The sequence below is a fragment of the Gallaecimonas xiamenensis 3-C-1 genome, assembly GCF_000299915.1.
In the GTDB taxonomy this organism is placed as follows: Bacteria; Pseudomonadota; Gammaproteobacteria; order Enterobacterales; family Gallaecimonadaceae; genus Gallaecimonas; species Gallaecimonas xiamenensis.
Map to the genome: position 1 here is coordinate 110,191 of NZ_AMRI01000006.1, position 26,515 is coordinate 136,705.

Annotated in this window: 22 protein-coding genes and 1 riboswitch; of the genes, 3 read left to right on the plus strand and 19 right to left on the minus strand. The window is 59.2% G+C overall.

The window, feature by feature from the left end; all coding sequences use genetic code 11:
• Position 1: 1 nt before the first annotated feature.
• From B3C1_RS05810 to B3C1_RS05895, 18 genes are all read right to left on the minus strand, one after another.
• A complete protein-coding gene (locus tag B3C1_RS05810) occupies positions 2-775 on the minus strand; it encodes a DeoR/GlpR family DNA-binding transcription regulator (RefSeq protein WP_008483533.1) in 774 nt (257 codons plus the stop codon).
• Between the two features lie 88 nt (positions 776-863).
• Complete coding sequence (glmU, locus tag B3C1_RS05815; protein ID WP_008483534.1) at positions 864-2,225, minus strand: bifunctional UDP-N-acetylglucosamine diphosphorylase/glucosamine-1-phosphate N-acetyltransferase GlmU; 1,362 nt, start codon at positions 2,223-2,225, stop codon at positions 864-866.
• 89 nt (positions 2,226-2,314) lie between these two features.
• Positions 2,315-2,734, minus strand: a complete 420-nt coding sequence (locus B3C1_RS05820; RefSeq protein ID WP_008483535.1) for a F0F1 ATP synthase subunit epsilon — start codon at positions 2,732-2,734, stop codon at positions 2,315-2,317.
• Positions 2,735-2,746: 12 nt separating this feature from the next.
• Entirely contained in the window at positions 2,747-4,138 is a 1,392-nt protein-coding gene (atpD, locus tag B3C1_RS05825; protein ID WP_008483536.1) for a F0F1 ATP synthase subunit beta, read from the minus strand.
• A 36-nt stretch (positions 4,139-4,174) separates the two neighbouring features.
• Positions 4,175-5,035, minus strand: a complete 861-nt coding sequence (gene atpG, locus B3C1_RS05830) for a F0F1 ATP synthase subunit gamma (protein WP_008483537.1) — start codon at positions 5,033-5,035, stop codon at positions 4,175-4,177.
• 51 nt (positions 5,036-5,086) lie between these two features.
• On the minus strand, positions 5,087-6,628 hold the full coding sequence (gene atpA / locus B3C1_RS05835; protein WP_008483538.1) for a F0F1 ATP synthase subunit alpha: 1,542 nt from the start codon (positions 6,626-6,628) through the stop codon (positions 5,087-5,089).
• A 14-nt stretch (positions 6,629-6,642) separates the two neighbouring features.
• Complete coding sequence (gene atpH, locus B3C1_RS05840) at positions 6,643-7,176, minus strand: F0F1 ATP synthase subunit delta (protein ID WP_008483539.1); 534 nt, start codon at positions 7,174-7,176, stop codon at positions 6,643-6,645.
• An 11-nt stretch (positions 7,177-7,187) separates the two neighbouring features.
• Positions 7,188-7,658, minus strand: a complete 471-nt coding sequence (gene atpF, locus B3C1_RS05845) for a F0F1 ATP synthase subunit B (protein WP_008483540.1) — start codon at positions 7,656-7,658, stop codon at positions 7,188-7,190.
• 46 nt (positions 7,659-7,704) lie between these two features.
• On the minus strand, positions 7,705-7,962 hold the full coding sequence (atpE, locus tag B3C1_RS05850) for a F0F1 ATP synthase subunit C (protein ID WP_008483541.1): 258 nt from the start codon (positions 7,960-7,962) through the stop codon (positions 7,705-7,707).
• Between the two features lie 48 nt (positions 7,963-8,010).
• Positions 8,011-8,829 carry a F0F1 ATP synthase subunit A gene (atpB, locus tag B3C1_RS05855; protein ID WP_008483542.1) on the minus strand — a complete coding sequence of 273 codons (819 nt, stop codon included), beginning with the start codon at positions 8,827-8,829 and terminating at the stop codon, positions 8,011-8,013.
• A gap of 12 nt (positions 8,830-8,841) precedes the next feature.
• Positions 8,842-9,225: an ATP synthase subunit I gene (locus B3C1_RS05860; RefSeq protein ID WP_237750971.1), complete on the minus strand. Its 384-nt coding sequence runs from the start codon at positions 9,223-9,225 to the stop codon at positions 8,842-8,844.
• Positions 9,226-9,582: 357 nt separating this feature from the next.
• On the minus strand, positions 9,583-10,503 hold the full coding sequence (locus B3C1_RS05865; RefSeq protein ID WP_035481270.1) for a ParB/RepB/Spo0J family partition protein: 921 nt from the start codon (positions 10,501-10,503) through the stop codon (positions 9,583-9,585).
• Between the two features lie 9 nt (positions 10,504-10,512).
• Positions 10,513-11,313, minus strand: coding sequence for a ParA family protein (locus B3C1_RS05870; protein ID WP_008483547.1), 801 nt, complete (start codon positions 11,311-11,313; stop codon positions 10,513-10,515).
• 17 nt (positions 11,314-11,330) lie between these two features.
• Positions 11,331-11,957, minus strand: coding sequence for a 16S rRNA (guanine(527)-N(7))-methyltransferase RsmG (gene rsmG / locus B3C1_RS05875; RefSeq protein ID WP_035481289.1), 627 nt, complete (start codon positions 11,955-11,957; stop codon positions 11,331-11,333).
• Positions 11,950-13,845 (minus strand): tRNA uridine-5-carboxymethylaminomethyl(34) synthesis enzyme MnmG, encoded by a 1,896-nt coding sequence (mnmG, locus tag B3C1_RS05880; protein ID WP_008483549.1) that lies wholly within the window; start codon positions 13,843-13,845, stop codon positions 11,950-11,952. The genes rsmG and mnmG overlap by 8 nt, the downstream gene beginning before the upstream one ends.
• 372 nt (positions 13,846-14,217) lie before the next feature.
• On the minus strand, positions 14,218-14,655 hold the full coding sequence (gene mioC / locus B3C1_RS05885) for an FMN-binding protein MioC (RefSeq protein ID WP_008483551.1): 438 nt from the start codon (positions 14,653-14,655) through the stop codon (positions 14,218-14,220).
• Between the two features lie 38 nt (positions 14,656-14,693).
• Positions 14,694-15,389, minus strand: coding sequence for a general secretion pathway protein GspB (locus tag B3C1_RS19295; protein WP_008483552.1), 696 nt, complete (start codon positions 15,387-15,389; stop codon positions 14,694-14,696).
• A 2-nt stretch (positions 15,390-15,391) separates the two neighbouring features.
• Positions 15,392-17,053 carry an ExeA family protein gene (locus B3C1_RS05895; protein ID WP_008483553.1) on the minus strand — a complete coding sequence of 554 codons (1,662 nt, stop codon included), beginning with the start codon at positions 17,051-17,053 and terminating at the stop codon, positions 15,392-15,394.
• A 231-nt stretch (positions 17,054-17,284) separates the two neighbouring features.
• On the opposite strand from B3C1_RS05895, the gene B3C1_RS05900 reads away from it, so the two are divergent.
• The 3 genes from B3C1_RS05900 (at position 17,285) to B3C1_RS19300 (ending at position 22,112) form a co-directional block, all read left to right on the plus strand.
• A complete protein-coding gene (locus B3C1_RS05900) occupies positions 17,285-18,586 on the plus strand; it encodes a sigma-54 dependent transcriptional regulator (RefSeq protein ID WP_237750973.1) in 1,302 nt (433 codons plus the stop codon).
• A gap of 139 nt (positions 18,587-18,725) precedes the next feature.
• The gene (locus tag B3C1_RS05905; protein WP_008483555.1) at positions 18,726-18,914 is read left to right on the plus strand and encodes a hypothetical protein; all 189 of its coding nucleotides are present in this window, start codon (positions 18,726-18,728) and stop codon (positions 18,912-18,914) included.
• 241 nt (positions 18,915-19,155) lie between these two features.
• A riboswitch (cyclic di-GMP riboswitch) is annotated at positions 19,156-19,230 on the plus strand.
• A 68-nt stretch (positions 19,231-19,298) separates the two neighbouring features.
• Positions 19,299-22,112 carry an Ig-like domain-containing protein gene (locus tag B3C1_RS19300; RefSeq protein ID WP_008483556.1) on the plus strand — a complete coding sequence of 938 codons (2,814 nt, stop codon included), beginning with the start codon at positions 19,299-19,301 and terminating at the stop codon, positions 22,110-22,112.
• 45 nt (positions 22,113-22,157) lie between these two features.
• Here the strand turns inward: B3C1_RS19300 and B3C1_RS19305 are convergent, their stop codons facing one another.
• Positions 22,158-26,489, minus strand: a complete 4,332-nt coding sequence (locus B3C1_RS19305; protein WP_008483557.1) for an MSCRAMM family protein — start codon at positions 26,487-26,489, stop codon at positions 22,158-22,160.
• Positions 26,490-26,515 lie beyond the last annotated feature (26 nt).

Consider the following 26,515-nt stretch of genomic DNA (forward strand, 5'->3'; position numbering starts at 1 on the left):
GTTACTCCTTGCTGCCGGCACAGAGCACGGTTACGCCCTGGGCCTCGATTTGGGTTTTGGCCGCCTTGTCCAGGCGGTCATCGGTAATAAGCACCGAAACTGCCTCCCAGGGCAGTTCCAGATTGGGGATCTTGCGGCCCAGCTTGTCGGCTTCAGCCACCACTATCACCTCCCGGGCCACCTCCGCCATGACCCTGGACAGGCCCAGCAGTTCGTTGAAGGTGGTGGTGCCACGGGCCGGGTCTATGCCGTCGCAGCCGATAAAGAGCTGGTCAAAGTCGTAGGCCCGGAGCACCGATTCGGCCACCTGGCCTTGAAAGGCCTCGGTGTGAGGGTCCCAAGTGCCGCCGGTCATCAACAGGGTCGGTTCGTTTTCCAGCTCGCGCAGGGCCTGGGCCATGTTAAGGCTGTTGGTCATCACCACCAGGCCGCGCTTGTCGTTGAGGTGCGGGATCATGGCCGAGGTGGTGGAGCCGAAATCCATGATGATGCGGTTATGGTCGCGGATACGACTGGCGGCCAGCTCCCCTATAGCTAACTTTCGCTTCGAAACTTCAACGTCGGCTTGCTGCACCACCAGCTCCGACGGCAGTGGTACGGCACCGCCGTAACGGCGCAGCAGCAGGCCATTGCGTTCCAACTCGGCCAGATCCTTGCGGATGGTCACTTCCGAGGTGGCGAAGTGGCTTGAGAGCTGCTCTACCGAGACTTCGCCCTGCTGTTCCAGGAGGTGCAATATGGTATGGCGGCGCTGGAGGGTGTTTCGTTTAGCCATGGAAGACAATAAAGTTTCGATTTGAAAGTTATGCTAGCAAAACAAAACTTATCGGCCAATAAAAAAGCGGCCTGTTGGCCGCTTTGGTTTACTTTTTCTTCACCGGCCTCTGCCAGCCGTCGATATTGCGCTGCTTGCCCCTGGCTACCGCCAGTTGCTGGTCGGCTACGTCCTTGGCGATGGTGGAACCGGCCCCCACAGTGGCGTACTTGCCGATGGTCACCGGCGCCACCAGGGAACTGTTGGAACCGATAAAGGCGCCGTCTTCGATACGGGTCAGGGACTTGTTGGCGCCGTCGTAGTTGCAGGTGATGGTGCCGGCACCGATGTTCACGCCGCTGCCAATCTCGGCATCCCCCAGGTAGGTGAGGTGGTTGGCCTTGGAGCCTTCACCCAATACCGCCTTTTTCATCTCCACGAAGTTGCCCACGTGGCTGTCGTCTTTCATCACGGCGCCGGGGCGCAGGCGAGCGAAGGGCCCCAGGGTGCAATTTGCACCAACGCTGGCACCTTCGATCAGGGTCTGAGCCTTGATATGGCTGCCGTCCCCTATGGTGCAGTCCTTGAGCACGCAACCGCTGTCGATGATGACCTTATTACCGATGGTCACCTTGCCTTCGAAGATGACGTTCACATCCACCAGCACGTCTTCACCGACACTGACCTCGCCGCGCACGTCGATGCGGGCCGGGTCACGGAGGGTGGCACCGCTCAGCATCAACTGTTCTGCCTGGCGCTGCTGGTAGGCCCGCTCCAGGGCAGCCAGCTGTACCCTGTTGTTGGCCCCTTCCACTTCCATGGCATCAAGGGGGTTGGCGGTGGCAATGGTTTTGCCCTCGCCATGGGCCATGGCGATGATGTCGGTAAGGTAATACTCGCCCTGGGCGTTGTTGTTGGAGAGGCTCCCCAGCCAACGTTTGAGATCGCCCGCTTCGGCGGCCATGATGCCTGTGTTGATCTCATTGATGGCCAGCTCCGCCGCGCTGGCGTCTTTTTGCTCGCGAATGCCCACCACGGCGCCCGCCTCACGGAGGATGCGGCCATAACCGCTGGGATTGTCCAGGGTCACGGTCAGCAGCGCCAGGCCACCTGGCTGGCGCCCGGCCAGCAGGGTATTGAGGGTCTGGGGGCGAATAAGAGGCACATCGCCGTACAGCACCAGCACCAGGGCGTCGTCCGGCACGGCCGGCATGGCCTGGGCCACGGCGTGGCCGGTGCCCAGCTGTTCGGCCTGCAGGGCCCAATATACCGACTCGTCGGCCAGACGCTCTTGCATCAATTCGCCGCCATGGCCGTAGACCAGGTGGATACCGGCTGCCCCCAGTTCATGGGCGGCGTCTATCACATGTTTGACCATGGGCTTTTGGGCAATGCCGTGCAGCACCTTGGGTAGCTGGGAGCGCATACGGGTACCTTTACCCGCGGCGAGAATGACGATGTGCAGATCCATGGAGGCAACCTTTTCAAAACAGGCGGGCAGCATAGCGAAAAACAAAAAGGCGGCCAAGTTGGCCGCCTTTTTCATTCACGAGAGGGTGCTCAGTTCTTCTTCAAGAGCTCCAACAGGCGCAGCTTGGCTGCGGCCTGGGCCAGTTCGGCCATGGCTTCGGCATAGTCGAAGTCGTGGCTCTGGGCAGTGATGTTGCTAAGGGCTTGCTGGCGGGCGGCTTCGGCCGCGTCGCCGTCAATGTCCTTACCACGAAGAACGGTATCAGCCAGTACGGTTACGCCATTGGGTTGAACCTCAAGGACGCCGCCGGACAGATACAACAGCTCTTCGTCACCAAACTGCTTGACCATACGCAGTACACCGGGCTTGAGGTGGGTCAGCAAAGGCGCGTGGCCATAATGCACACCCAAATCACCCCATTCACCGGAGACCTGGATACTCTCAACGAGACCGGAGAAAATTTTCTTCTCGGCGCTCACCACATCCAATTGTATCGTCATCGCTGCCATTAGCTCCTCCTATTAGAGCTTAGCGGCTTTCTCGACTGCCTCGTCGATGCTACCAACCATGTAGAAGGCCTGCTCAGGCATGTGGTCGAACTCGCCTTCGAGGATGCCTTTGAAGCCACGGATGGTGTCTTTCAAAGAGACATACTTACCCGGGGAGCCGGTGAACACTTCGGCAACGAAGAAGGGCTGAGACAGGAAACGCTCGATTTTACGGGCGCGGGCCACAGTCAGTTTGTCTTCTTCGGACAGTTCGTCCATACCCAGGATGGCGATGATGTCTTTCAGCTCTTTGTAGCGCTGAAGAACGGTCTGTACGCCACGGGCAACACCGTAGTGCTCTTCGCCAACGACCAGGGGGTCGAGCTGACGGCTGGTGGAATCCAGCGGGTCAACGGCCGGGTAGATACCCAGAGAGGCGATCTGACGGCTCAGTACCACGGTCGCGTCCAAGTGGGCGAAGGTGGTGGCAGGGCTGGGGTCAGTCAAGTCATCCGCAGGTACGTAAACGGCCTGTACGGAGGTGATGGAGCCAGTCTTGGTGGAGGTAATACGCTCCTGCAGCACGCCCATCTCTTCGGCCAGGGTAGGCTGGTAACCTACGGCAGAAGGCATACGGCCCAGCAGAGCGGATACTTCGGTACCGGCCAGGGTGTAACGGTAGATGTTGTCCACGAACAACAGTACGTCACGACCTTCGTCACGGAACTTCTCGGCCATGGTCAGGCCGGTCAGGGCGACGCGCAGACGGTTGCCCGGCGGTTCGTTCATCTGACCGTAAACCAGAGATACCTTGTCCAGTACGTTGGACTCGGACATCTCGTGGTAGAAGTCGTTACCTTCACGGGTACGCTCACCTACACCGGCGAATACGGAGAAGCCGCTGTGCTCGATGGCGATGTTACGGATAAGCTCCATCATGTTGACGGTCTTACCTACACCGGCGCCGCCGAACAGGCCGACTTTACCACCCTTGGCGAAGGGGCAAACCAGGTCGATAACCTTGATGCCGGTTTCCAGCAGCTCGGAGCTGTTGGACTGCTCTTCGTAGCTGGGGGCAGCGCGGTGGATGGACCAACGCTCTTCCTCACCGATGGGACCTTTCTCATCGATGGGGTTACCCAGTACGTCCATGATCCGACCCAGGGTCTGGGTACCAACCGGTACCTGGATGGGCTCTTGGGTGGCATTGATGGTCATGCCGCGCTTGAGGCCCTCGGAAGGACCCATGGCGATGGTACGTACCACGCCGCCGCCCAGCTGCTGCTGGACTTCAAAAACCAGGCCGTTAAGCTCATGACCTTCAACTTGAAGTTTCAGGGCTTCGTATACCTGAGGTACAGCGTTTTGTGGGAACTCCACGTCCACCACAGCACCGATGACCTGTACGATCTTACCTGTACTCATGATGTTTCCTCTGAACTGTGAATTCGGATGTTTGCCTTAAACGGCTGCCGCACCGGCAACAATCTCGGAAAGCTCCTGGGTGATCGCGGCCTGACGGGCCTTGTTGAACACCAGTTGCAGATCGTTGATGAGGTTGCCTGCGTTGTCGGTAGCCGCCTTCATGGCGACCATCCGTGCTGCCTGCTCGGAAGCGAGGTTTTCCACCACGCCCTGATACACCTGGGACTCCACATAGCGTTTGCACAGGGTGTCCAGCAGGTCGCGGGGCTCACCTTCATAGAGGTAGTCCCAACGGTGAGCGATCTGCTCGTCATCAGACTTGGGCAGAGGCAGCAGCTGGTCGATCTTGGCGTCCTGTTTCATGGTGTTAACGAAGGTGTTGTACACCAGGAACAGACGGTCGATACGACCTTCATCAAATGCTTTCAACATGACCTGGACGGACCCGATCAAGTCAGACAGGGCCGGCTCGTCGCCCAGACCCGAGGTCTGAGCCAACAGGTTGCCACCGTGGCGTTTGAAGAAGGCAGTGGCCTTGGAGCCGATCACGGCAAAGTCCACTTCCACACTCTTCTCACGCCACTGTTTGACATCAGCCGTGACTTTCTTGAGCAGGTTAACGTTCAGGCCGCCGCAAAGACCACGGTCGGTCGAGACCACTATGTAGCCCACCCGTTTGGCCTCGCGCTCATCCACGTAGGGATGGCGGTATTCGAGGTTGCCTCGGGCGATATGGCCGATCACCTGACGGATAGCCTGGGCATAGGGGCGGCTATGGGCCATGCGGTCTTGCGCACGACGCATTTTGGAAGCCGCCACCATTTCCATGGCTTTGGTGATCTTTTGAGTGCTCTTGACGCTGGCGATCTTGCCTTTAATTTCTTTAGCGCCGGCCATAATGCTTTACTCCGTTATCAACGGGGGGCGGGCCTTGGCCCGCCCGGCGAATTACCAGGTCTGGGTAGCCTTGAACTTGTCCAGGGCAGCCTTGAGGCCTGACTCGATCTCGTCGTTGTAATCGCCTTTCACATTGATCTTGGCCAGCAGCTCGGCGTGCTCGCTACGCATGTAGGAGAGCAGGGCAGCTTCAAAGGCGACAACCTTCTTGACGTCGACGTCGTTCAGGTAACCTTTCTCAGCGGCGAACAGAGACACACCCATTTCTGCAACAGACATGGGGGCGTACTGCTTCTGCTTCAGCAGCTCGGTTACTTTCTGGCCGTGATCCAGCTGGCGGCGAGTGGCGTCGTCCAGGTCAGAGGCGAACTGGGCGAAAGCCGCCAGTTCACGGTACTGAGCCAGAGCGGTACGGATACCACCGGACAGCTTCTTGATGATCTTGGTCTGAGCAGCACCACCTACACGGGATACGGAGATACCCGGGTCAGCAGCCGGACGGATGCCGGAGTTGAACAGGTTGGTGGTCAGGAAGATCTGGCCGTCGGTAATGGAGATCACGTTGGTCGGTACGAAGGCAGATACGTCGCCGGCCTGGGTTTCGATGATCGGCAGGGCGGTCAGAGAACCGGTCTGGCCTTTCACTTCACCCTTGGTGAACTTCTCTACGTACTCGGCGTTAACGCGGGAGGCACGCTCCAGCAGACGGGAGTGCAGGTAGAAAACGTCGCCCGGGTAGGCTTCGCGGCCCGGCGGGCGGCGCAGCAGCAGGGAGATCTGACGGTAGGCAACGGCCTGCTTGGACAGGTCATCATATACGATCAGGGCGTCTTCACCACGGTCACGGAAGTACTCACCCATGGCACAGCCAGAGTAAGGGGCCAGGTATTGCAGGGCAGCCGCTTCAGAAGCGGAGGCAACCACCACAATGGTGTTGGCCAGGGCGCCGTGCTCTTCGAGCTTGCGCACTACGTTGGCGATGGTGGAGGCCTTCTGACCGATAGCCACGTACACGCACTTCACGCCAGAATCTTTCTGGTTGATGATGGCGTCGATGGCCAGGGCAGTTTTACCTACCTGACGGTCACCGATGATCAGCTCACGCTGACCACGGCCTACCGGTACCATGGCGTCGATAGCCTTGTAACCGGTTTGCAGGGGCTGGTCTACGCCTTGACGGTCGATTACGCCGGGGGCGATCACTTCAACCGGGGAGAAGCCGTCGTTTTCGATAGGACCTTTGCCATCGATAGGCTCACCCAGGGTGTTGACCACACGGCCCAGCAGGCCACGGCCTACCGGTACCTGCAGGATGCGGCCGGTGGACTTGACCTTAACGCCTTCGGCCAGATCCGCATAGGGACCCATTACCACGGCGCCCACGGAGTCACGCTCCAGGTTCAGGGCGATGGCGTAGCGGTTGCCAGGCAGTTCAATCATTTCGCCTTGCATGACGTCAGCGAGGCCGTGAATGCGGATGATACCGTCGGACACGGATACGATGGTGCCCTCGTCATGCGCTTCACTGACGACGTCGAACTGTTCAATACGGGATTTGATCAGCTCGGCGATTTCGGTGGAATTCAGTTGCATGCTCTATTCCCCAATCAGGACTGCAGCGAGTGAGCCATACGTCCCAGCTTGCCTTTTACGGAGCTGTCGATCACCAGGTCACCCACTTGTACCAGGGTGCCGGAGATCAGGGACGGGTCTATGCTGCAGTTCAGCTTAACTTTGCGTGCGAGACGCTTCTCCAGCGCAGCACTCAGCTTGCTTTGCTCGTCAGCGCTCAGGGCCACGGCGGACTTAACGTCGGCCTCGACTTCCTTCGCGTACTCATGACGCAGCTCGGCATAGAGCTCTGCGACTGCCGGCAGCGCCGGCAGGCGTTCATTTTCAGCCATCACCTTGATCAGGTTTTGGCCGCTTGCGTCCAATTGCTCGCCGCAGATCTGGATAAAGGCATCGGCTTTTTGGCTGGTGCCCAGGTTGCTGGCGAAAAGGGCCTGCAGTTTCTCGTGCTTGGCCACTTCACCGGCAAAGTGCAGCATGGCTGCCCAGTTATCCACGGCTGATTTCTCGACCGCAAAATCAAAAGCCGCTTTGGCGTAGGGACGAGCAACGGTAGTCAGCTCAGACATGGCTCCCCCTATCAAAGGTCGGCGACAATCTTGTCGAGAATGTCGCGGTGTGCAGCTTCATCAATGGAACGCTCGAGGATCTTCTCGGCGCCGGCAATGGCAAGAGCAGCAACTTGCTTGCGCAGGTCTTCTTTAGCCCGCACACGCTCGGCTTCCACTTCGGCTTGACCGGCAGCGAGGATTTTCGCTTTCTCGGCCAGGGCTTCAGCTTGAGCCTCTTCGATGATCTGCGCCTTGCGCTTGTTAGCCTGTTCAATCAGGGCACCGGCATCGGCCTTGGCGGCCTTGATGGTGTCAGTCGCCTTGGCTTGAGCAAGCTCCAAATCTTTGGCAGCGCGGTCCGCGCTGGCCAGACCGTCAGCAATCTTCTTCTGACGCTCTTCGATCGCCCGGATCAGCGGCGGCCACACATACTTCATGCAGAACAGCACGAAGATGATGAAGGCAATCGCCTGGCCGAGAAGGGTAGCGTTGATACTCACAACGGGTCTCCTCTAAATCGGTGGATGGGAGGCGTTTCCGTTGATATTAACCGTTCACCTGGGCCAGGAAGGGGTTGGCGAAGGTGAAGAACAGGGCCAGACCAACACCGATCATGGTTACGGCGTCCAGCAGACCGGCAACGATGAACATTTTAACCTGCAGCATGGGAGCCAGTTCGGGCTGACGAGCAGCGCTTTCCAGGAACTTGCCGCCCAGCAGGCCGAAACCGATAGCAGTACCCAGGGCACCCAGACCGATCAGAAGCGCAACAGCGATAGCGGTAAAGCCAACGATAGTTTCCATGGTTTTCTCCAGTTTTAATGGTTAATGGTTAAAAACAAAACAGCGTTATTAATGGTCTTCGCTCGCCAGGCTCAGGTACACGATGGTCAGCATCATGAAAATGAAGGCCTGAAGAGTGATGATCAGAATGTGGAAGATGGCCCAGGGTACGGACAGGAACCATTGGCCATACCAAGGCAGCAGGGCGATCAGGATGAAGATCAGCTCACCTGCGTAGAGGTTACCGAACAGACGCAGCGCCAGAGAGATGGGCTTGGCGATCAGGGTGACGGATTCCAGCAGGAAGTTCACCGGGATAAACAGCGCCTGGACCAGCTTGTTCGGGGAGTTGAAGGGGTGCAGGGTCAGCTCCTTGACGAAGCCGCCGACGCCTTTGATGGCCACGGAGTAGATCAGCATCAGCACGAACACGCCCAGAGACAGGGCAAAGGTGGTGTTCATGTCAGTGGTGGGTACCACTTTGGAGTAGACGTGGTGCGGGTCGGCACCAAAGCCCCATTCGGCAATCTTCTGAACCAGTACCGGCAGGAAGTCGACGGGGATCAGGTCCATGAAGTTCATCAGGAAGATCCACACGAAGATGGTCAGGGCCAGAGGGGCGATCAGCTTGGAGCGGCCGTGGTAGGTCTCTTTTACCGAGGTATCCACGAACTCGATGATCATTTCGACGAAGCATTGCAGCTTGCCAGGTACGCCGGTGTCCGCTTTCTTGGCGATCATGCGGAACAGGCCCACAAAGATCAAACCCAGAACGGCGGAGACAATCAGCGTATCGATGTGCCAGGTCCAAAATCCTTCACCCACTGTCGCATTGGTCAAGTGGTGCTGGATGTACCCGGACGTTGTCAGTTCAGTATTCCCAGACATTGTCGGTCCCGTTTATTTTCGTTGAAGCAAAACCGGCGCCAGCCACTGTGCCAAAACCCCTATACCGTAGGCGGCAAAAAGGGTTCCCACGCGAATAGGAACCCAGCTCAGCACAATGACAAACAGCAATATGGTTAACCCGATCTTGGCGGCTTCGCCTTTGTAGAAGCCGTGTACCACTTGTCGGGCGGCCCGCGCGCCAGCCTGTTGGAAGGCGATACGGGCAAACAGCAGGTTGGGAAGGACAGCGATCAGGGCGCCCAACAGCGCCGAATAGCCCGCCTGCCATCCCCAACCGGCAGCAATCACGATCACAGCAACGAAAACAACCAGAGCTTGGCGCGCCACCAGGCGATAGGCTTGCTGGCGACCGGCATCAGCCAATCTGTTCGTCACTTTTTTCTCCACTCACTCGTGAAAAATGCCTTTTTGTCACGAGGGGCCAAAAAACTGGCGAAAGTATACCGTTTTGCAATCTGATTGCAAATCGGGAACCACATTTGCCCCATGTGGACAGGGGGCCGATTCGTTCAGGTTTTTGTGCAGGCTAAGCCCGCATTTTCCTTAGCTTCCACCCCAATCTTACCCAAACTGCGGCAGGCATCGGCGGCGACCCCCTAAGTCTTTCTGTTAAATTGATGTTTCTTTACTACAAAACCCTGAGCCAACAAAAAAAAGCGCCACTAATGGCGCTTTAATTTGTTTTTTTACCGCTTTATCAGGGAAATCTTGTTCAAGCCGGTATTAGTAACACTAACCCTGCTCAGACACCCCGAGGTGCGCCAGGATGCCGTCCAGCTCGTCCAAAGAGGCGTAGCTGATCACGACCTTGCCGCTGCCTTTGGTGCCGTTATTGATGGCAACCTTGGCCCCAAAACGCTCGGAAAGGGTTGTTTCCAGACGACGGATATCGGGGTCGACGCTTTTCTCGACCTTGGCCGGCTTGCCTTCCAGCAGCTTTTTGACCAGTTTTTCGGTCTCACGCACCGACAGGCCCTTGCCGGCCACCAGGCGGGCGGCGTCGCTCTGACCGTCGCCGGTCAAGGCCAACAGGGCGCGGGCATGGCCCATTTCCAGGTCACCATGCTCCAGCAGGCGCTTGACGTCGTCGTTCAGGGAGTTGAGGCGCAGCAGGTTGGTGACGGCGGCGCGGGACTTGCCCACGGCGTCAGCCACTTCCTGGTGAGTCAGCTCGAACTCGCTCATCAGCCGCTTGAGGGCAACGGCCTCTTCCATGGCGTTAAGGTCTTCGCGCTGGATGTTCTCGATCAGGGCAATGGCCACGGCAGCATCGTCTGGTACGTCCCGCACCACACAGGGCACCTGGTCCAGTTCGGCCATCTGGGAGGCGCGCCAGCGCCGTTCACCGGCAATGATCTCGAACTGTTCGGGACCAACCGGGCGCACCACTATGGGTTGGATAACCCCTTGGGCACGAATGGAGCTGGCCAGCTCTTCCAGGGCGTCGGGGGCCATGTCACGGCGGGGCTGGTATTTACCGGGACGCAGCCATTCCACCGGCAAGCGGCGCAGTTCCTTTTCCTTGCCGGCCTGGGTAGCAGGGGCGGCAACCTGGGGCTGCTCGGTTTGTTCTTCCTGGCGATCACGACTGGCGTTGCTGGTGGCCAGCAAGGCGTCCAGGCCTCGTCCTAATCCGCGGGGTTTTTTCACCATGGTCATCCCTTACTGTCCGCTGGCTGCCAGCAGTTCCGATGCATCTTCGTCGTGGCGGCGCAGGATCTCGCCGGCCAGGGCCAGGTAAGCCTTGGCACCGTTGGAAGCCTTGTCGTAATACATCACTGGCGCCCCGAAGCTGGGGGCTTCGGCCAGGCGCACGTTACGGGGAATGACGGTGCGGTAGAGTTTGTCGCCAAAGTGGGCTTTAAGCTGATCGGACACATCATTGGCCAGGCGGTTGCGGGCATCGTACATGGTGCGCAGCACCCCTTCGATGTGCAGCTTGGGGTTGACCACTGCGGCCAGCTTGCTGATGGTGTCCATCAGGGAGGTGAGCCCCTCCAAGGCATAGTATTCGCACTGCATGGGCACCAGCACCGAGTCCGCAGCGGACATGGCATTGACGGTCAGCAGGTTCAGGGAAGGTGGACAGTCAATGAAGATGTAATCGTACTGGTCCTGCACCGGCTCCAGGGCCTTGCGCAGGCGCACTTCACGGGCAAAAAACTCGATCATCTTCACTTCGGCGGCGGTAACGTCGCCATTGGCCGCGATCAGGTGGAAACCACCGACAGTGTCCTTGACCACCACCTCTTCCACGGGTTTTTCATCCACCAGCAGGTCGTAGACGGTGCTGGGCACCTCGTACTTGTCCACACCGGCGCCCATGGTGGCGTTGCCTTGGGGATCCAGGTCGATGAGCAGCACCCGGCGTTTGGTAGCCGCCAGTGAGGCAGCCAGATTTACGCTGGTGGTGGTCTTGCCAACACCACCTTTCTGGTTGGCTACGGCGATTACTCTTGCCACTGTCGTCCCTTATCGATTTATACGGTATCAGCGTATCCTAGCGCGATCAGATGACGCTGACCATCCAGACCGGGCACCTCTAAGGGATATACGGCGCGAACCTGTACATTCTTGGGCAGGGCGTTCAATTCTTCTTCAGGATACTGACCTTTCATGGCCAAAAAAGCGCCATTGGCGTCGGTCAGGTGACCGCACCAGTCCAGCATGTCCTGGATGGAGGCAAAGGCGCGGCTCAGCACGGCGGCATAGGGCTGCTCAGGCTGATGTTCCTCTACCCGGCTTTGGACGGCGGTGACGTTCTTGATGCCAAGCTCATGGCAGGTCTGGCGGATAAAACGGATGCGCTTGCCCAGGGAGTCCAGCAGCACGAAGGGCTTGTCCGGATTGATGATAGCCAGGGGCAGACCGGGCAATCCCGGGCCTGTACCTACATCAATCAATGAACCCTGAGGTAAGTAAGGACTCACAACCAAACTATCGACTATGTGCTTGGCCACCATCTCCAGGGGGTCGCGCACCGAAGTAAGGTTGTAAGCCTTGTTCCACTTGTCGAGGGCCTGCACCAGTTTGACCAACTGCTCACGCTGATGATCGGTCACCACCAGGCTGGTTTGGGCCAGCAGCTCGTCCAGACGCTCACGCAGCATTGTCACGTCTCAAAAGTCCTTGTTTTTTCAGGTAAACCAACAGCAGTGAAATGGCTGCCGGGGTCACGCCGGAGATCCGCGACGCCTGGCCAACGGTCTGGGGCTTGGCGTCGTTGAGTTTGTTGATCACCTCGTTGGACAAGCCTTTGACGTCTGTGTAATCCAGCTCCGCCGGCAGCAGGGTGTGCTCGTTACGGAGGATCTTGTCGATCTCGTCTTTCTGGCGCTCGATGTAACCGGCGTATTTGATCTGGGTTTCTACCTGTTCGGCAGCCTGATCGTTGCCAAGGGCCGGGCCGAAACCGTCGATGGCCATCAGGGCGTCGTAGGTCATTTCCGGGCGGCGCAGCAACTCTTCCAGGCTGTTCTCCCGAGTCAGAGGCGTTTTCAAAAGGGCATTGAGGGCCTCTGCCTGAGGGCTGCCCGGGTGGGCGTATTGGCCCTTGAGGCGCTGGGCTTCCTGCTCAATGAGTTCCACTTTGGCGCTGAAGGCCTGCCAGCGGGCATCGTCCACCAGGCCCAGTTCGCGGCCTTTGGCGGTCAGCCGCAGGTCGGCGTTGTCTTCCCGCAGCAGCAGCCGGTATTCGGCGCGGCTGGTGAACATGCGGTAAGGCTCTTTGGTGCCCAGGGTGGACAGATCGTCGATCAATACCCCCACATAGGCGTCGGATCGGTGTGGGCTCCAGCCTTCCTCGTCACGGGCCAGGCGGGCAGCGTTGAGGCCGGCGATCAGGCCCTGGGCACCGGCTTCTTCGTAGCCGGTGGTGCCGTTGATCTGACCGGCAAAGAACAGGCCTTTGATGAACTTGGTTTCCAGGGTGCTTTTCAGGTCCCGGGGATCGAAGAAGTCGTACTCGATGGCGTAGCCGGGGCGCACTATGTGGGCATTTTCCAGGCCGCGAATGGAGTGGACTATGTCCAGCTGCACGTCAAAGGGCAGGGAAGTGGAAATGCCGTTGGGGTAGACCTCGTGGGTGGTGAGGCCTTCGGGCTCCAGGAAGATCTGGTGGCTTTGCTTGTCGGCAAAACGGACCACCTTGTCTTCGATGGACGGGCAATAACGGGGACCTATGCCTTCGATAACACCGGCATACATGGGGCTTCGGTCCAGGTTGCCCCGGATCACCTCATGGGTGTTCTCGTTGGTGTGGGTGATCCAACAAGGGATCTGGGTGGGGTGCTGGGTACGGCTGCCGATGAAGGAGAAGGTCGGCGTCGGATCGTCACCAGGCTGGGCTTCCATCACTGAAAAATCGATGGTGCGAGCATCCAGGCGAGGCGGGGTACCGGTTTTCAGGCGATCGACCCGGAACGGCAACTCCCGCAGGCGGCGGGACAAGGCGTTAGCCGGCGGATCGCCTGCACGGCCCCCTTCAAAGTTGTCCAGGCCAATGTGGATGCGGCCGCCAAGGAAGGTCCCTACGGTCAGCACCACGGTCGGGGCAAAAAATTTCAGGCCCATCTGGGTCAGAACCCCTTTGACCTGATCCCCTTCGACGATCAGATCGATACAGGGCTGCTGAAACAGGGTCAGGTTGGGCTGGTTCTCCAGGGCACTGCGCACAAACGCCTTGTACAGGGCACGGTCCGCCTGGGCACGGGTTGCCCTGACCGCAGGGCCTTTAGAGGCATTGAGGGTGCGGAACTGGATCCCACCGTGATCGATGGCGGTGGCCATCAAACCACCCAGGGCGTCGATCTCTTTAACCAGGTGCCCCTTGCCGATACCGCCTATGGCCGGGTTACAGGACATCTGGCCCAGGGTGTCAATGTTATGGGTCAGCAATAGGGTCTTACGCCCCATGCGGGCCGCTGCCATAGCGGCTTCGGTTCCGGCATGGCCGCCACCGACAACGATCACTTCAAAGTGATGCGGGTTACCCATTTGACACCTCAACGCCTGATTGGAGAAAGCCCGACATTGTACTCCTTCGTCAGGCTCTCACCAAGTCGCGGATCCAGCGGTGGATCAAGCATTAGATCAAAGATCTTTTTTAAAGATCCTTTATATTTTGATCTATTAGATCCCGCCCGATCTGTGGGTAAGGTGAAAAAGATCAATAAGGGCAGGATCTTGAGTGAGATCGGATCATGTTGATAGCCGTTGATCCTGGACGGTATGTCCTGGGATCAACTTGGCTAGTTATTCACAGCCCCTGGTAGGACTGGATCTTGTTAAGTGAATAAACAAGGGTTTTCCACCTACAGGATCAAAGGATATCCACAATCTTTGTGCACAAGTGATCGGTGCTGTGGATCACAGTTTGCCGATCTGTTCGGTCAGATAGGCGCTGGCCAATTCTTCAGGAAGCTGTTCATCCAGCACGTCGATGTCTTGCCTGGGCCAGAGTGATTGAGCCTTGCAGGCCAACATGGCTGTTTCCAACTGCTTGCCCCCTTCGCAGAAGGTGTCGTAGCTGCTGTCACCCAGGGCAAATACCGCAAAGCGCACGGCGCTGAGATCGGGCTGCTGCGCCAGCTGCTCGGCAAAGGGCTGGATATTGTCTGGCAGCTCGCCGGCGCCATGGGTTGAACTGCACAGCAGCCAGGTACCGGCATGGGGGAGATCCTCCAGGTTGGGATCCAGGTGGATCGCCACTTGGTGATCGGCAGCCTGCAATTGCTCGGCCAAGGTATCGGCTACGTATTCGGCGCCGCCAAGGGTGGAACCCACCAGAATATGGATAGTGGACAAGGTACTGCCTCCTTCTTTGCAATACCCCATGATACCGCCTAGCGGGCTGGCATGGTGAAGTGCCACTCCTGGTAAGCCAGTTGCAGCCCTTGGGGGGTGATGGCTTCCAGGGTCAGGCCGCCGCCCAGATCGGCTCCTTCTCTGTATAGCTTGTCGTTGATCTTCACTAAACGCTGGGCCGGCTGTGGCGCGTAGATATGAACGCTGATCACTAGAGCCGGCAGTTGGCGCTGCACTTCGACCGGTAATTGCCGCCAACTGGGGAGGCTGGGTTGTACCGATTCGGGTGCCATCTGCGGTTCTTCAGCCATCGGCTGCGTTTCTGACTGCGGCAATTGGCGGGGCAGCTGCGCCTGGGTAACTTCTGCTTTCTCCACTGCCTTTGGCGCCGGGTCCAGGGTGACCGGTGCCATAGTGCTGGGGTCCAGGGCCAACTTGGTGCTACTTGCCTTAGGTGGTGATGGCGGCAGAACCTGGGGTGGCGTTTGCGCTTTGGGCTCCGGCGTTTTTTGGGCCGGTAAAGGGGTAGCTGAGGGTTGCAAAGGCTGGGTGGGGTTTTGCAGCCAAAGCCAGACCAGGACAGCCAGCGCCAGGCTGGCCAGGGCCCAGGGCCAGCTTTTGTTGGAGGCCGGTTTTTGACTGGGAACCAGGGGGGGCGTGTCCAACCTGGGCTGGGGATCCGTGCCCCGGCGCTGGCGCTCGGATTGTTTCAACACCTCCAGTATGTAGGACATGGTCAGTCTCCCGGGCCTACTAGCAGCGGCACGCTGCCGTCAGTGAGGCTGGTCAGGCGGATGCTGGTTTGCGGGCCCACGACCCCGTCTGCGGCAAGCCCTTGGCGAAACTGGAAGGCTTTGACATTGCGAAACAAGGTGAAGTCGTAGAGGTTGTCCACCAGAGGCCTTTCGGCCCTGCCGTCGATTTGGGCCAGCTGGTGTTCAAGCCAGGCCACCGCCAGCCCCTGGCTGCCAGGCTTGAGCGGTTCCTTGTACTCGGGAGGTTGGCGCCATAACAGCTGGTAGCTTCCGTCCCAGCGGCGCTGCAGGTCCTTGAGGGGCACCTTGGCCTTACGGTCACCAAAAGCGATATCGGCCCAATCTCCTTCAACGGCAAGCAGGGCGGCGGCGTAGTTTACGCCCCCCTCACTAAGGCCGATTACCGCCGGCCTATTGTGGTTGCTCAGCATCTGCCAGTCTCCCGACTCCCCAAAACAGCCCAGGCCGTGGGCCCGTGCGAACTGGCAAACCACAGGCTGCTCAGCTGGCTTGTAGTCCAGGTGCCAAGCGGCGAACAGCATCTTGTAGGCGATGGCCTGGCTTAACGCCGGGTCCAAGGCCGCTGGCCATTGCCAGTCGAACTCAACCGGCGGGTCCGGCACCAGTGACGGGGCCTGGATCAGCGTCTCCTGGGGGCTTGGCTGTGGCAAAGGCTCGGCCGGTTGTTCCAGGGGGTGTGGTTCTGCTGGCGGGCTGGCCTGGGCTAGGTTGGGCTCAAGCCAAGGTGGCGGTGCAAAGCGAACCAGTGCGGCCACCACCGAGGCGGCCAGAGCAGCCAACAACCACCAGAGCCTTTGAGAGCTGGGCTTGGACTGCTCGCCTTTGAGTTCCCTTGCTGCTTGGTTGAGGGTGGCGACACTGACCTTGGTCCCCCTCTGGGTGTAGGTACCTAGTAGAGCGCGATCACACAACAGGTTGATTACCCTTGGGATACCTTTGGATAGTTGGTAGAGGCGCTTAAGGCTGGCCGGCGGGAAGAGAGGCTGTTCAAGGCCGGCTACCGCCAGGCGGTGCTGGACATAGGCGGCCACTTCCATTGGACCCAGCGGCCCCAGATGGAAGCGGGCGGTTATCCGTTGGGACAGTTGGCGCAGTTCCGGGCGGGCCAGGATATCCAGCAATTCCGGTTGGCCCAGCAGGATGATCTGCAGCAACTTGCGCTCGTTGGTTTCCAGGTTGGTCAACAGACGCAGCTGTTCCAGCACCTCCCCGGAGAGGTTCTGGGCTTCGTCGATGATCAGAACGGTATGGCGCCCCAGGGCATGGCTGCGCAGCAGATGTTCGTTGAGGGCATCGATATAGGTTTTCAGCCAGCGGTCTTGGGCCGGATAGGGCACATGGAGTTCGTCACAGATGGCGGCCAGTAGCTCCAGCACCGAATAGGTAGGGTTGAGCACGAAGGCCAGGTCCGTCTGTGGCCCCAGTTGCTCAAGCAGGCAGCGGCATACCGTGGTTTTACCCGTGCCCACTTCACCTGTCAGCAGGATAAAGCCGTTGTCGTTGCGGATCCCGTATAAGAGATGGGCCAGCGCTTCCTTGTGTTGCTCACTCAGGTACAGGTAACGGGGATCAGGCGCAATGGAGAATGGCGATTCCGCCAGTCCAAAGTAGCTGTTGTACATGGCCCGTAAACCAATAGGAGACTGTCTTAACCATAGTCTGGCCTGGCGTCGTCGTGAGACCCTGTCTGAATAATGAACAACCGATGAATGCATTTTGATGCCAGGCTTTTATGAAAATGCCTAGGTCTAAACTTCTGAGACTGGATCCCAGGTCTAAGTGGTAACGACGTGAGAAAAGTCGAATGCGATTGGCCTAGCCAGGGACAGGAGGGGCAAAGAAAAGCACTGTTTTTGGATCTCACAACAGCCGTCGATGATATTCGCTTGCAAGGTTGGCAGTTGGACAGGGTCACAAGCCCTGCCAAGGCCAGGGCCCTCTTGGCTGAAAATGGCTATGAAGTGGGTTTGGCCAGGGTCTGCCAACTGGGTGAACGCCAGCGCGAAGAACTGGAAGACGTGCTTTGTGACAACAGGGCACCCGTCTGGATAGTACTGACCAGCGCCGAAGACCTGGATAACCAGGAATTCTGCCGGCTCATTTACGAAAACTGTTATGACTTCTACACCTTGCCGTTGGACGACAAGTGCAATTATCTGCGCGCCACCCTGGGTCACGCCTACGGTATCAGCCGCTTAAAGGACATCGGCGAGCGCCAGCTCTCCAGCCTGGACGAGTGCCAGATGGTAGGGGCCAGCCCCGCCATCTTGCAGGTGTTCCAGCAGATCCGCAAAGTGGCCGCCGTGGAAGCGCCAGTGCTGATCAACGGCGAAAGTGGTACCGGCAAGGAGCTCATTGCCCGGGCCATTCACCAGCGCTCGACCCGTAAAAGGGGGCCCTTTGTGGCCGTCAACTGCGGCGCCCTGCCGGATACCCTTATCCAATCCGAACTTTTCGGCCATGAGAAGGGCGCCTTTACCGGCGCCATGCGCCGCAAGCTTGGGCGTTTGGAAATGGCCCAGGGCGGCACCCTCTTCTTGGATGAAATCGGTGATCTACCGTTGGAACAACAGGTCAACCTGCTGCGTTTCTTGCAAGAAGGCACCATAGAACGGCTGGGGGGAGAGGGCAGTGTGCCCCTGGATGTACGGGTCATCGCCGCCACCCACGTCAACCTGGAAGAAGCCGTTGCCAAAGGGCGCTTTCGCGAAGATCTCTACTACCGGCTCAATGTGCTGAACATGCTGGTGCCTCCCTTGCGCGAGCGTATCGGTGACGTGGAGCTGCTGGCCCGTTTCTTCTTCCAGAAATTCAGCCTGGACCACAACGCCAAGGCCAAGGGTTTCAGCCAGCCGGCCTTGATGGCCATCAGCCATTACAGCTGGCCCGGTAACGTGCGGGAGATGATCAACCGTATCCGCCGAGCCTTGGTGATGAGCGAGAATCGCCTGATAAGCCCGGAAGATTTAGGTCTCAATGGCCAGGGGGGCGACTGCAAGGTGGTGAGCCTGGAGGAGGCCCGTAACCAGGCGGAGCGGGAGGCCGTGGTGCTGTCATTGGCCCAGACCCAGCATAACGTATCGGAAGCGGCGCGGCTGTTGGGTGTGTCCAGGGTTACCCTGTACCGCCTGCTGGACAAGCATAAGCTCAACTGACCGGTCTTTGTTTCGGATCTGAGACAGAATTGTCCACCCAGCCTGGGAATAATTTGGTTTTTTCCTTAACAGTCAGTTGATTACCTTTTTGGCCTAAAGCTTGCCTTACTTTCTGGTGGTTATGGGGAGACAAGTACCTATGGCGTCCCAGAGTGATACATTACAACAGCGTCGTTTGGCCCGGTTGGCCGCCGTGATCGACGAACCCGGTATCTCCCACAGAGGGTTGCTGATCTGGAGTTACCGCACCCTGGTGGAGTTGTTGGAAGACACCCCGGTGCAGCTGTGGGACGAGGATCGTGATCCGAGGCGCAGAATACGTAAATGAATTGGACGCTCCTCCTACCAGTAGTTCACTTTGCCATCAATCTGTTAGCGCCACTCCCGCCGTCCAGCTAGGCACGGCGCCCGCCAAAGCATCCGCTGGTGTTTATTTTTTATTCATTAAGGCCGTGCTAATGTTCGCCTCGCTCCGCCCAATGCGGGGCCTTACTGCCGTCAGCCGGATCGGTGCTGACTCAGTCGGAGCGGACCCCCTCCGAGGCCTGTAGTTATTCAAGAAAGATCCTCTCCTGAAAAGGCAAACCCCGGGTAACCGGGGGACGCAAAGCCAAGGGCCCCACCGGGGACGCCTGGCTGCCGAAAGAGAGTATCCTGTTCTCGGGCGTTGCCTGCCGAGGATCTTTCTTCGTTTTCGACGGAGGAGATCCTTTTGAGTTCCGTACTTTCCCTGACCAATAAGACGCTGGTTGCCAGCGCTGTGCTTGCCCTGTTTGCCGCCCTGCCGGCCAAAGCCGTGACCCGACCCTCCCTGGGTGAGCAAAGCACCTTGGTGATCCTGGCCAACTACAGTGACGACACCTCCACCCCCTGGACCACAGACCAGGCCCGCCAAAGCGTCTTTGGCCAGGTGAACGACTTCTTCAAGGAAAACTCCGGCGGCAAAACCTGGCTGGCCGGTGACGTGACCGGTTGGTACACCCTGCCGCTGAGCAAAACCCAGTGCGACTCCCCGGATGTGGCTACCCAGGCCAATGCCCTGGCCAAGGCCGACGGCATAGACGTGGACGCCTACAGTCGGGTGATCTATGCCATGCCCTACAGCACCAGCTGTGCCTATTCCGGCTCTGCCGGTATCGGCGGCGCCAAGACCACCGTTTACATGAACGGCACCATCCTCTGGCACAAGGTCGCCCACGAGCTTGGCCATAACCTGGGCCTTAAGCACGCCCATGCCCTGGAATGCGGCAGCGATACCCTGGGCAGCAGCTGTTCTACCGTGGAATACGGCGACCCCATCGACACCATGGGTACCGGCCAGGCGCACTTCAGCGCCTTCCAGAAAGACCGTATCGGTTGGTTGAGCCAAGACGATATCGAAACCGTAACCGGCTCCGGCAGCTACCAGCTTATGCCTCTGTCCGACACCCAGACCCCGGGTGTGAAGACCCTGCGTATCCCCAAAGGCATCGATGCTGCCACCGGTAACCAATCCTGGTATTTCGTGGAGTTCCGCCAGGACCTGGGTTACGACAGCTATATCAAGAACAACGCCAACGTCATGAACGGCGTGCTGATCCACAGCGCCGTCCAGGGTAATGCCGATTCGTCCTACCTGCTGGATGCCAACGCCCAGCAGGAAAGCTACTTCTGGTACTCGGCCCTGGAAACCGGTAACACCTTTACCGATCCCAGCACCGGCATCAGCATCAGCACCCAATACATCAGCCCCGATTACGCCGAAGTGCTGGTCAGCACCAGCCAGACCGGCGCCGGCTTCCAGTGCCAGCTCAGCGACCCCAGCGTCAGCGTGACCACCAGCACCACAGGTGACGTGGCTCCCGGCACCACCCTGAGCTATAGCGTCAAGGTCACCAACAATGACGCCGCCAGCTGCGGTAAGAACACCTTCTCCATGGACTTGCCCCTGCCCGAGGGTTGGAAGGCCAGCATCTTCGGCCGTGACCAGACCCTGGCCCCGGGCCAGACCGGCACAGCGACTTTGATGCTGACTTCACCCAGCACCGCCAGCGGCGACCAGAGCTTTGATCTGGCGGCCTTCAGCGGCGCCTTCGGTAAAACCGTGTCCCTGGTTTATCCCATGGCCGGCGGCAGTGCCAACCAAGCCCCTGTGGCCAAGGCCGACAGCGCCTCTACCAGTGCCGGCAAGTCCGTGTCCATACCGGTACTGGCCAATGACTCCGACCCGGACGGTGACAGCCTGACCATCACCGGCACCAGCGGTGTCAACGGCAGCGCCAGCATCTCCGGCTCCAGCATCGTCTTTACCCCGGCCAGCGGTTTTAGCGGCACCGAGACCTTCACTTACAGCATCAGTGACGGTAAAGGCGGCACCGCCAGCGCCAATGTCAGCGTTGCTGTCGGCGCCGCCAACAGCAGCCCTGTTGCGGTCAACGACAGCGCTGTAACCAGCGCCGGCAAGTCCGTGTCCATCCCGGTACTGGCCAATGACTCCGACCCGGACGGTGACAGCCTGACCATCACCGGCACCAGCGGTGTCAACGGCAGCGCCAGCATCTCCGGCTCCAGCATCGTCTTTACCCCGGCCAGCGGTTTTAGCGGTACCGAGACCTTCAACTACAGCGTCAGCGATGGCAAAGGCGGTAGCGCCAGCGCTGTGGTGAGCGTGGCGGTCAGCGCCGCCAACCGTGCCCCTGTGGCTCAGGCCGACAGCGCTGCCACCAGCGCCGGCAAGTCTGTGTCCATCCCGGTATTGGCCAATGACTCCGACCCGGACGGCGATACCCTGACCATTACCGGCACCAGTGGCGTCAACGGTAGCGCCAGCATCTCCGGCTCCAGCATCGTCTTTACCCCGGCCAGCGGTTTTAGCGGTACCGAGACCTTCAACTACAGCGTCAGCGATGGCAAAGGCGGTAGCGCCAGCGCCTCCGTGAGCGTGGCGGTCAGCGCCGCCAACCGTGCCCCTGTGGCTCAGGCCGACAGCGCTGCCACCAATGCTGGCCAATCTGTGACCATACCTGTGCTGGCCAACGACTCCGACCCGGACGGCGATACCCTGACCATTACCGGCACCAGCGGCGTCAACGGCAGCGCCAGCATTGTGGGCTCCAGCATCGTCTTTACCCCGGCCAGTGGCTTTAGCGGCACCGAGACCTTCACTTACAGCATCAGTGACGGTAAAGGCGGCAATGCCAGCGCCACAGTCAGCGTCAACGTGGCGGCAGTGAACCGTGCCCCGGTGGCGGTCAACGACAGCGCCACCACCAGCGGCGGCAGTGTGGTGATAGCGGTGCTGGCCAACGACTCGGACCCGGATGGCGACAGCCTCAAGGTGACCGCTATCGGCCAGGGCAACAAAGGCTCGGTGCGCCTCAACGCCGACGGCACCCTGACCTACACCCCGGGTAACCGTTTCAAGGGCAGCGACAGCTTCAGCTACCAGATCAGTGATGGCAAGCTGAGCAGCACCGCTACTGTCAGCATCGGCTCGACCAGCAATGGCGGCGGCGGTAACAGCGACAAGGGCAAACGCAACAAATAAAAAAACGGCGGGGTTAACCCGCCGTTTTTCTTTGCTCAAGCCTTCTCAGGGGCAGAGCTGGTTGTTGTTGTAGGCGTCGAGGATGCCAGCCAGGTTATTGGCGAGGGCAGCGTCCCCTTGGCCTTTTTTGCCTTTGCCGAAGTAGCTGCCGTGGCCGTCGAAGCTGATGCTGCCCAACAGGGTAGCGGCTTGGCTGGCGGCATTACTGGCAGCCGGGCAGGTTGCGGCACCGGCGTTCTGGTTCAGCAGGTAGGCAACGTACTGGGCGGCAAGGCCATAGGCCGCGTCGCTGGCCATTTTCTTGCCATCTTTAATGACGCTTTCGTCCGCCACATCCCGTTTATCCAGCAGGTCTATCACGTAGGCGCAATCCGGGTCCGCATTGGTCGGATCGGCGTCGCCCAGGGTGAAGCCGGGATACAGGGTGATGGGCAGGTTTTGGTCCATGGTCCAGTCTTGGTGGCCTTTACCGTCGCAAGACGTCCAGTTTTTCCAGTAGCCGATGGTCCGTGCGTCGCCTCCGGGCGGGGGCACGTCATCGATATGGAAGGTCCTGGTCTCACCGGGCATCAGGGTGAAGCTGATACATTCGGTAGAGTTGTCTACGTCTGGGTTACCACCGCCAGGTACGAACCAAGTGTCGCCGTCCAGGCTGTTGTTGGCCCAGCCCGGTTGCATGTTGGTTTCGCAGAAGGCGTACTGGATGGGAGCCCCACCGCCGTCGTAGATCCGCAGTTTGGCCATGCCACCCACATTGGTGCAGTTTTCACTGTCGCCGTTGCAGCTGAACATGACGGACTCGCCGGTAGCCAGCGGGCCTGCCGCTGTCGCACTGGCGATGGCGCCGCCAGTGGCGTCACCGAGGCGGAGCTCGAAGGTGAATTGCTCACCTGCGGCCAGGTCCATACCGGCCAGGGTTTTCACTACGTCGACCATGCCACGTTGTACGTTGTGGAAGGTACAGGTGACGATTTCACCAGGGGCGAGGCCGATATTGCCCGGGTTGGAGCCGTCGTCACAGCTGGAGGCAGTGAGATCCCACCCTGCGGGTACGGATTCACCGACACCGTAGCTGCCAGGCAGCAACCAGCCGGAGTCGTTGCTTTGACCATGCATCAGGGCGAAGGGTGCGCCGTAGCTGCTGGTAAAGTCGAAGGCCACGCCGGTGTCGTTCGGCTCGGCTTCTTTCACGACGATGATTTTGCCGCGTTTCTGGTTGGTGAAGGTACAGGTAACCACTTCACCGGCAGCAACATTGTAGGTGGCGGTGTTACCACTGCCGTTGCTGTCGCCGTCGTCGCAGTTGATGCTCAGCAGATCCCAACCTACCTGGTCGGCTTCTGTGATGTTGTAAGAACCCGGCAGGACTTCTTTCATGTCCATGCCACCGTTTTGCAGCGTGGTGTTGATTTCACCGCTGAAGTCAAAGTCGCCGTCGCCGCCGATTGTGACTTTCTTGAGGATGATCTTGCCGCGCTTGCGGTTGGTGAAGGTACATACCACCAGCTCACCGTCGTCGACGCTGATGGTGGCGGTGCGGGTACCCAGGTCCCAACTGGTGGGTTGTGGGTTGACGCCGTCTTTAGGATCGACGCACACCAGGCCTATCAGGTCGTAACCCTGGGCATTGGGATCGTTCTCGGTCACGGTGTAGACCCCGGCCGCAACGTTGAAGTCGCTTTGGTTGGGGTTAACCACAGTGGTGTCGAGGTCGAAGGCCAAGGGCGGGAAGGTAGCGGTGTAACCGAACAGGTCGGTTCCGCCGATGCTTTCCTTGACGATGCGGATGATACCGGGAGCCTGGCCACGTTCGTTGGTGAAGGTACAGGTAACCACTTCACCGGCTTCAACGTTGTACAGGGCTTCGCCGCTTAGGGTATCGCCGGCACTGTTGTTGTCGTCGCAGACGATGCTGGACAGTGACCAGGGCGCTCCGGGGCCGCTCTCACCTATCAGGTAAGCGCCGGGGACCACTTCGAAGGAGGTGCTGTCTTTGCCTGCCGGACCGTAACCACTGGGGGTCAAGGCAAAGTTGCCTTGAGTACCGAAGAAGTCGAAGTCTCTGGCTTCAAAGGGCACGCCTGCGGTGCTTTGGGCGATTTTCTCGACGATCAGCATCCCGCGTTTGGTGTTTTCGAAGGTACAGGTGACGGTTTCACCGGCTTCAAGACCGATGTTGGCCGGGTCTGAGCCGTCGTCACAATAGCTGTTGGTCAAATCCCAACCGGCCGGAACGACTTCAGCGATGCTGTAGGTGCCGGGCAGCAGGGGGTCGGAGGCATCAGAGGCGGTACCACCTGAGGTGGTCAGCTGGTTAAGCAGGCCGTCGATGCTGTGGGTAAAGTCAAAGGTGCCGTCACCACCGAAGGTGTTTTTCACCAGGATGATTTGGCCACGTTTGGTGTTTTCAAAGGTACAGGTGAAGGTCTGGTTGGCATCACCAGGGAGGTTCACGCTGAAGCTACAGGTTTTGGCGCCGATATCGCCGGCACCGCCAGCAGGCGGGGTAACACCGGTGAGATCCCAGCCCGCTTGTTGGGTTTCGGTCAGGGTGTAGCTGCCTTCGCCCAAATCGGCGCTAAAGGCGATTTGACCACCGGCAGTGACGCCGTTTTCGTTGACACCGGGGCCACTCAGGTTGAAGGCCCAACCGTCTTCATAGCCGGCCGGTACAGTGACTTTCACCACTTTGGCCTTGGCTTTGTCGGGGTTGTTGGTGAAATCAACGCTGCCTGCACAGTTGGGCAGTACGATGTTGTCCGAGTCGAAGTTGCTGACGGCGGTGAAGCCGGCGGTGGGCAACTCGGTCACTTCGTACAGGCCGGGTGACAGGTTGTTGAGGGTTTGCTGCCCTGAGGTTTCCCCTGCCAGCAGGGTAATGGAGGCAGAGGCCATGCCATCAGGACCGTTGATGTCGAAGTCGAAGGTGGCGCTTTCGGCCCCTTGCAGTATGTCTTCGCTCAGGGTTTTGTTGATGGTCAGGCTGACGTAGGCATCGGAGCTGATGTCGACGCTGGCGCTGTCGCTGTCGGAGAAGCCGTCAGAAGCATTAAGGGTGGCGGTGTCTGACAGTACGCCACTGGTGATGCGGGGCTCGTCCAGGTACACGGTTTTCACGAAGGTGACGGAACCGGCACCGGATTGAACAGCAGATTCCCAGACCACGGGACCAGTGGTTTCATCCCCTTGGTTGTAGCCGATAAAGCTACCGCCGGCGCCGCTGAAGCTGTCTACCGAGAAGCTCAGGCCTGTACCTGAAATGTTCTCTTCGTCGGTGATAACGGCAGTGGCGTTAAGCAGCTGGCCTTGTTGGATATCGGCACTGGCTTCGGCTGTGGTGGTACCGGGTACCGGAACCATGGTGATGAGGTCAATGTATTGGGCGCTGGCCAGGTCATGGAGATTGCTGACGTTGGCGGGAGCGTCGAATTCATGTTCCAACACCACCACCATGCTGCCAGCCGGTACCAGCACTTCCATGCCGACTACCGTATCCAGCAGTTCGTCCCCCATGCCCAGGTCACCGTAGATCTTGTCGGTGGCTTTGACGTTGATGTCGCGGGTTGAGGGGTTGGTGGCCTTGACCGTGGTCATCACTTTGACCATGCCGGGGGTGGTGTTCACCACTTGCCAGGACACGGTGATTTCGGTCTGTTTGCTAAAGTCGCCCTGATCCAGTTGGCAGCTGTCACCAAAGGCAAGGTTGGCCGGGTTGGCTTCCTTGGTGACTTCCCAAACGTAGGCGGAGTCCTGAGTGGCAGACATGGTCTTACTCAGTTCCTGCGGGGCGATTTCGGCGACCGGCAGGGAGATGGTGCGCTGCCCTATGCTGTCGAAGTTTTCCTTGAGCAGTTGGGACTGCAAGGAAGACCCGCTGTAGAGGTGGGCGCCCAGGGCCAAGCGCTGCGCATAGTCGAATACGCAGGTGGTGTTGGGTTCCTGGTGGATCTCCAAAAGCCGGTTGATGGTGGTTTCCACGCCGCCGATGACACCGGGGGTTTTCTCAATGGGGCCAACACTCACCAACTGGCAGCTGGCGGCGGATTTGGCGGCATTGATCACCGGTACGGTAATGACGTCCCAACCTTCATAGCCGTTCAGCAGGTTGTCGCCGCCGACGCGCAGTTTGTAGGTTTGGGAAGGGTCATTGGGGCCTGTCTTGGTGGTAAGACGGTGTGGCACCAGGTCCAGCTCACTCCAGCTCTTACCCAGGTTACCCGTGGTGTAGCCGTTGTCGCTGCAGATGGGCACAGAGGCTGGCCCGCCGGGGAAAGATATGGTGCCGCCGTGGTCCAGGTTACAACCTTCCTGGGTAAAGGCGACGCCGTCTGGGTCAGCGGCGAAAGCCGGTGGCCCGAAGAGGCCCAGCAGAAGCACCAGCCAGAAGCTGGCAAGGCGTCCTG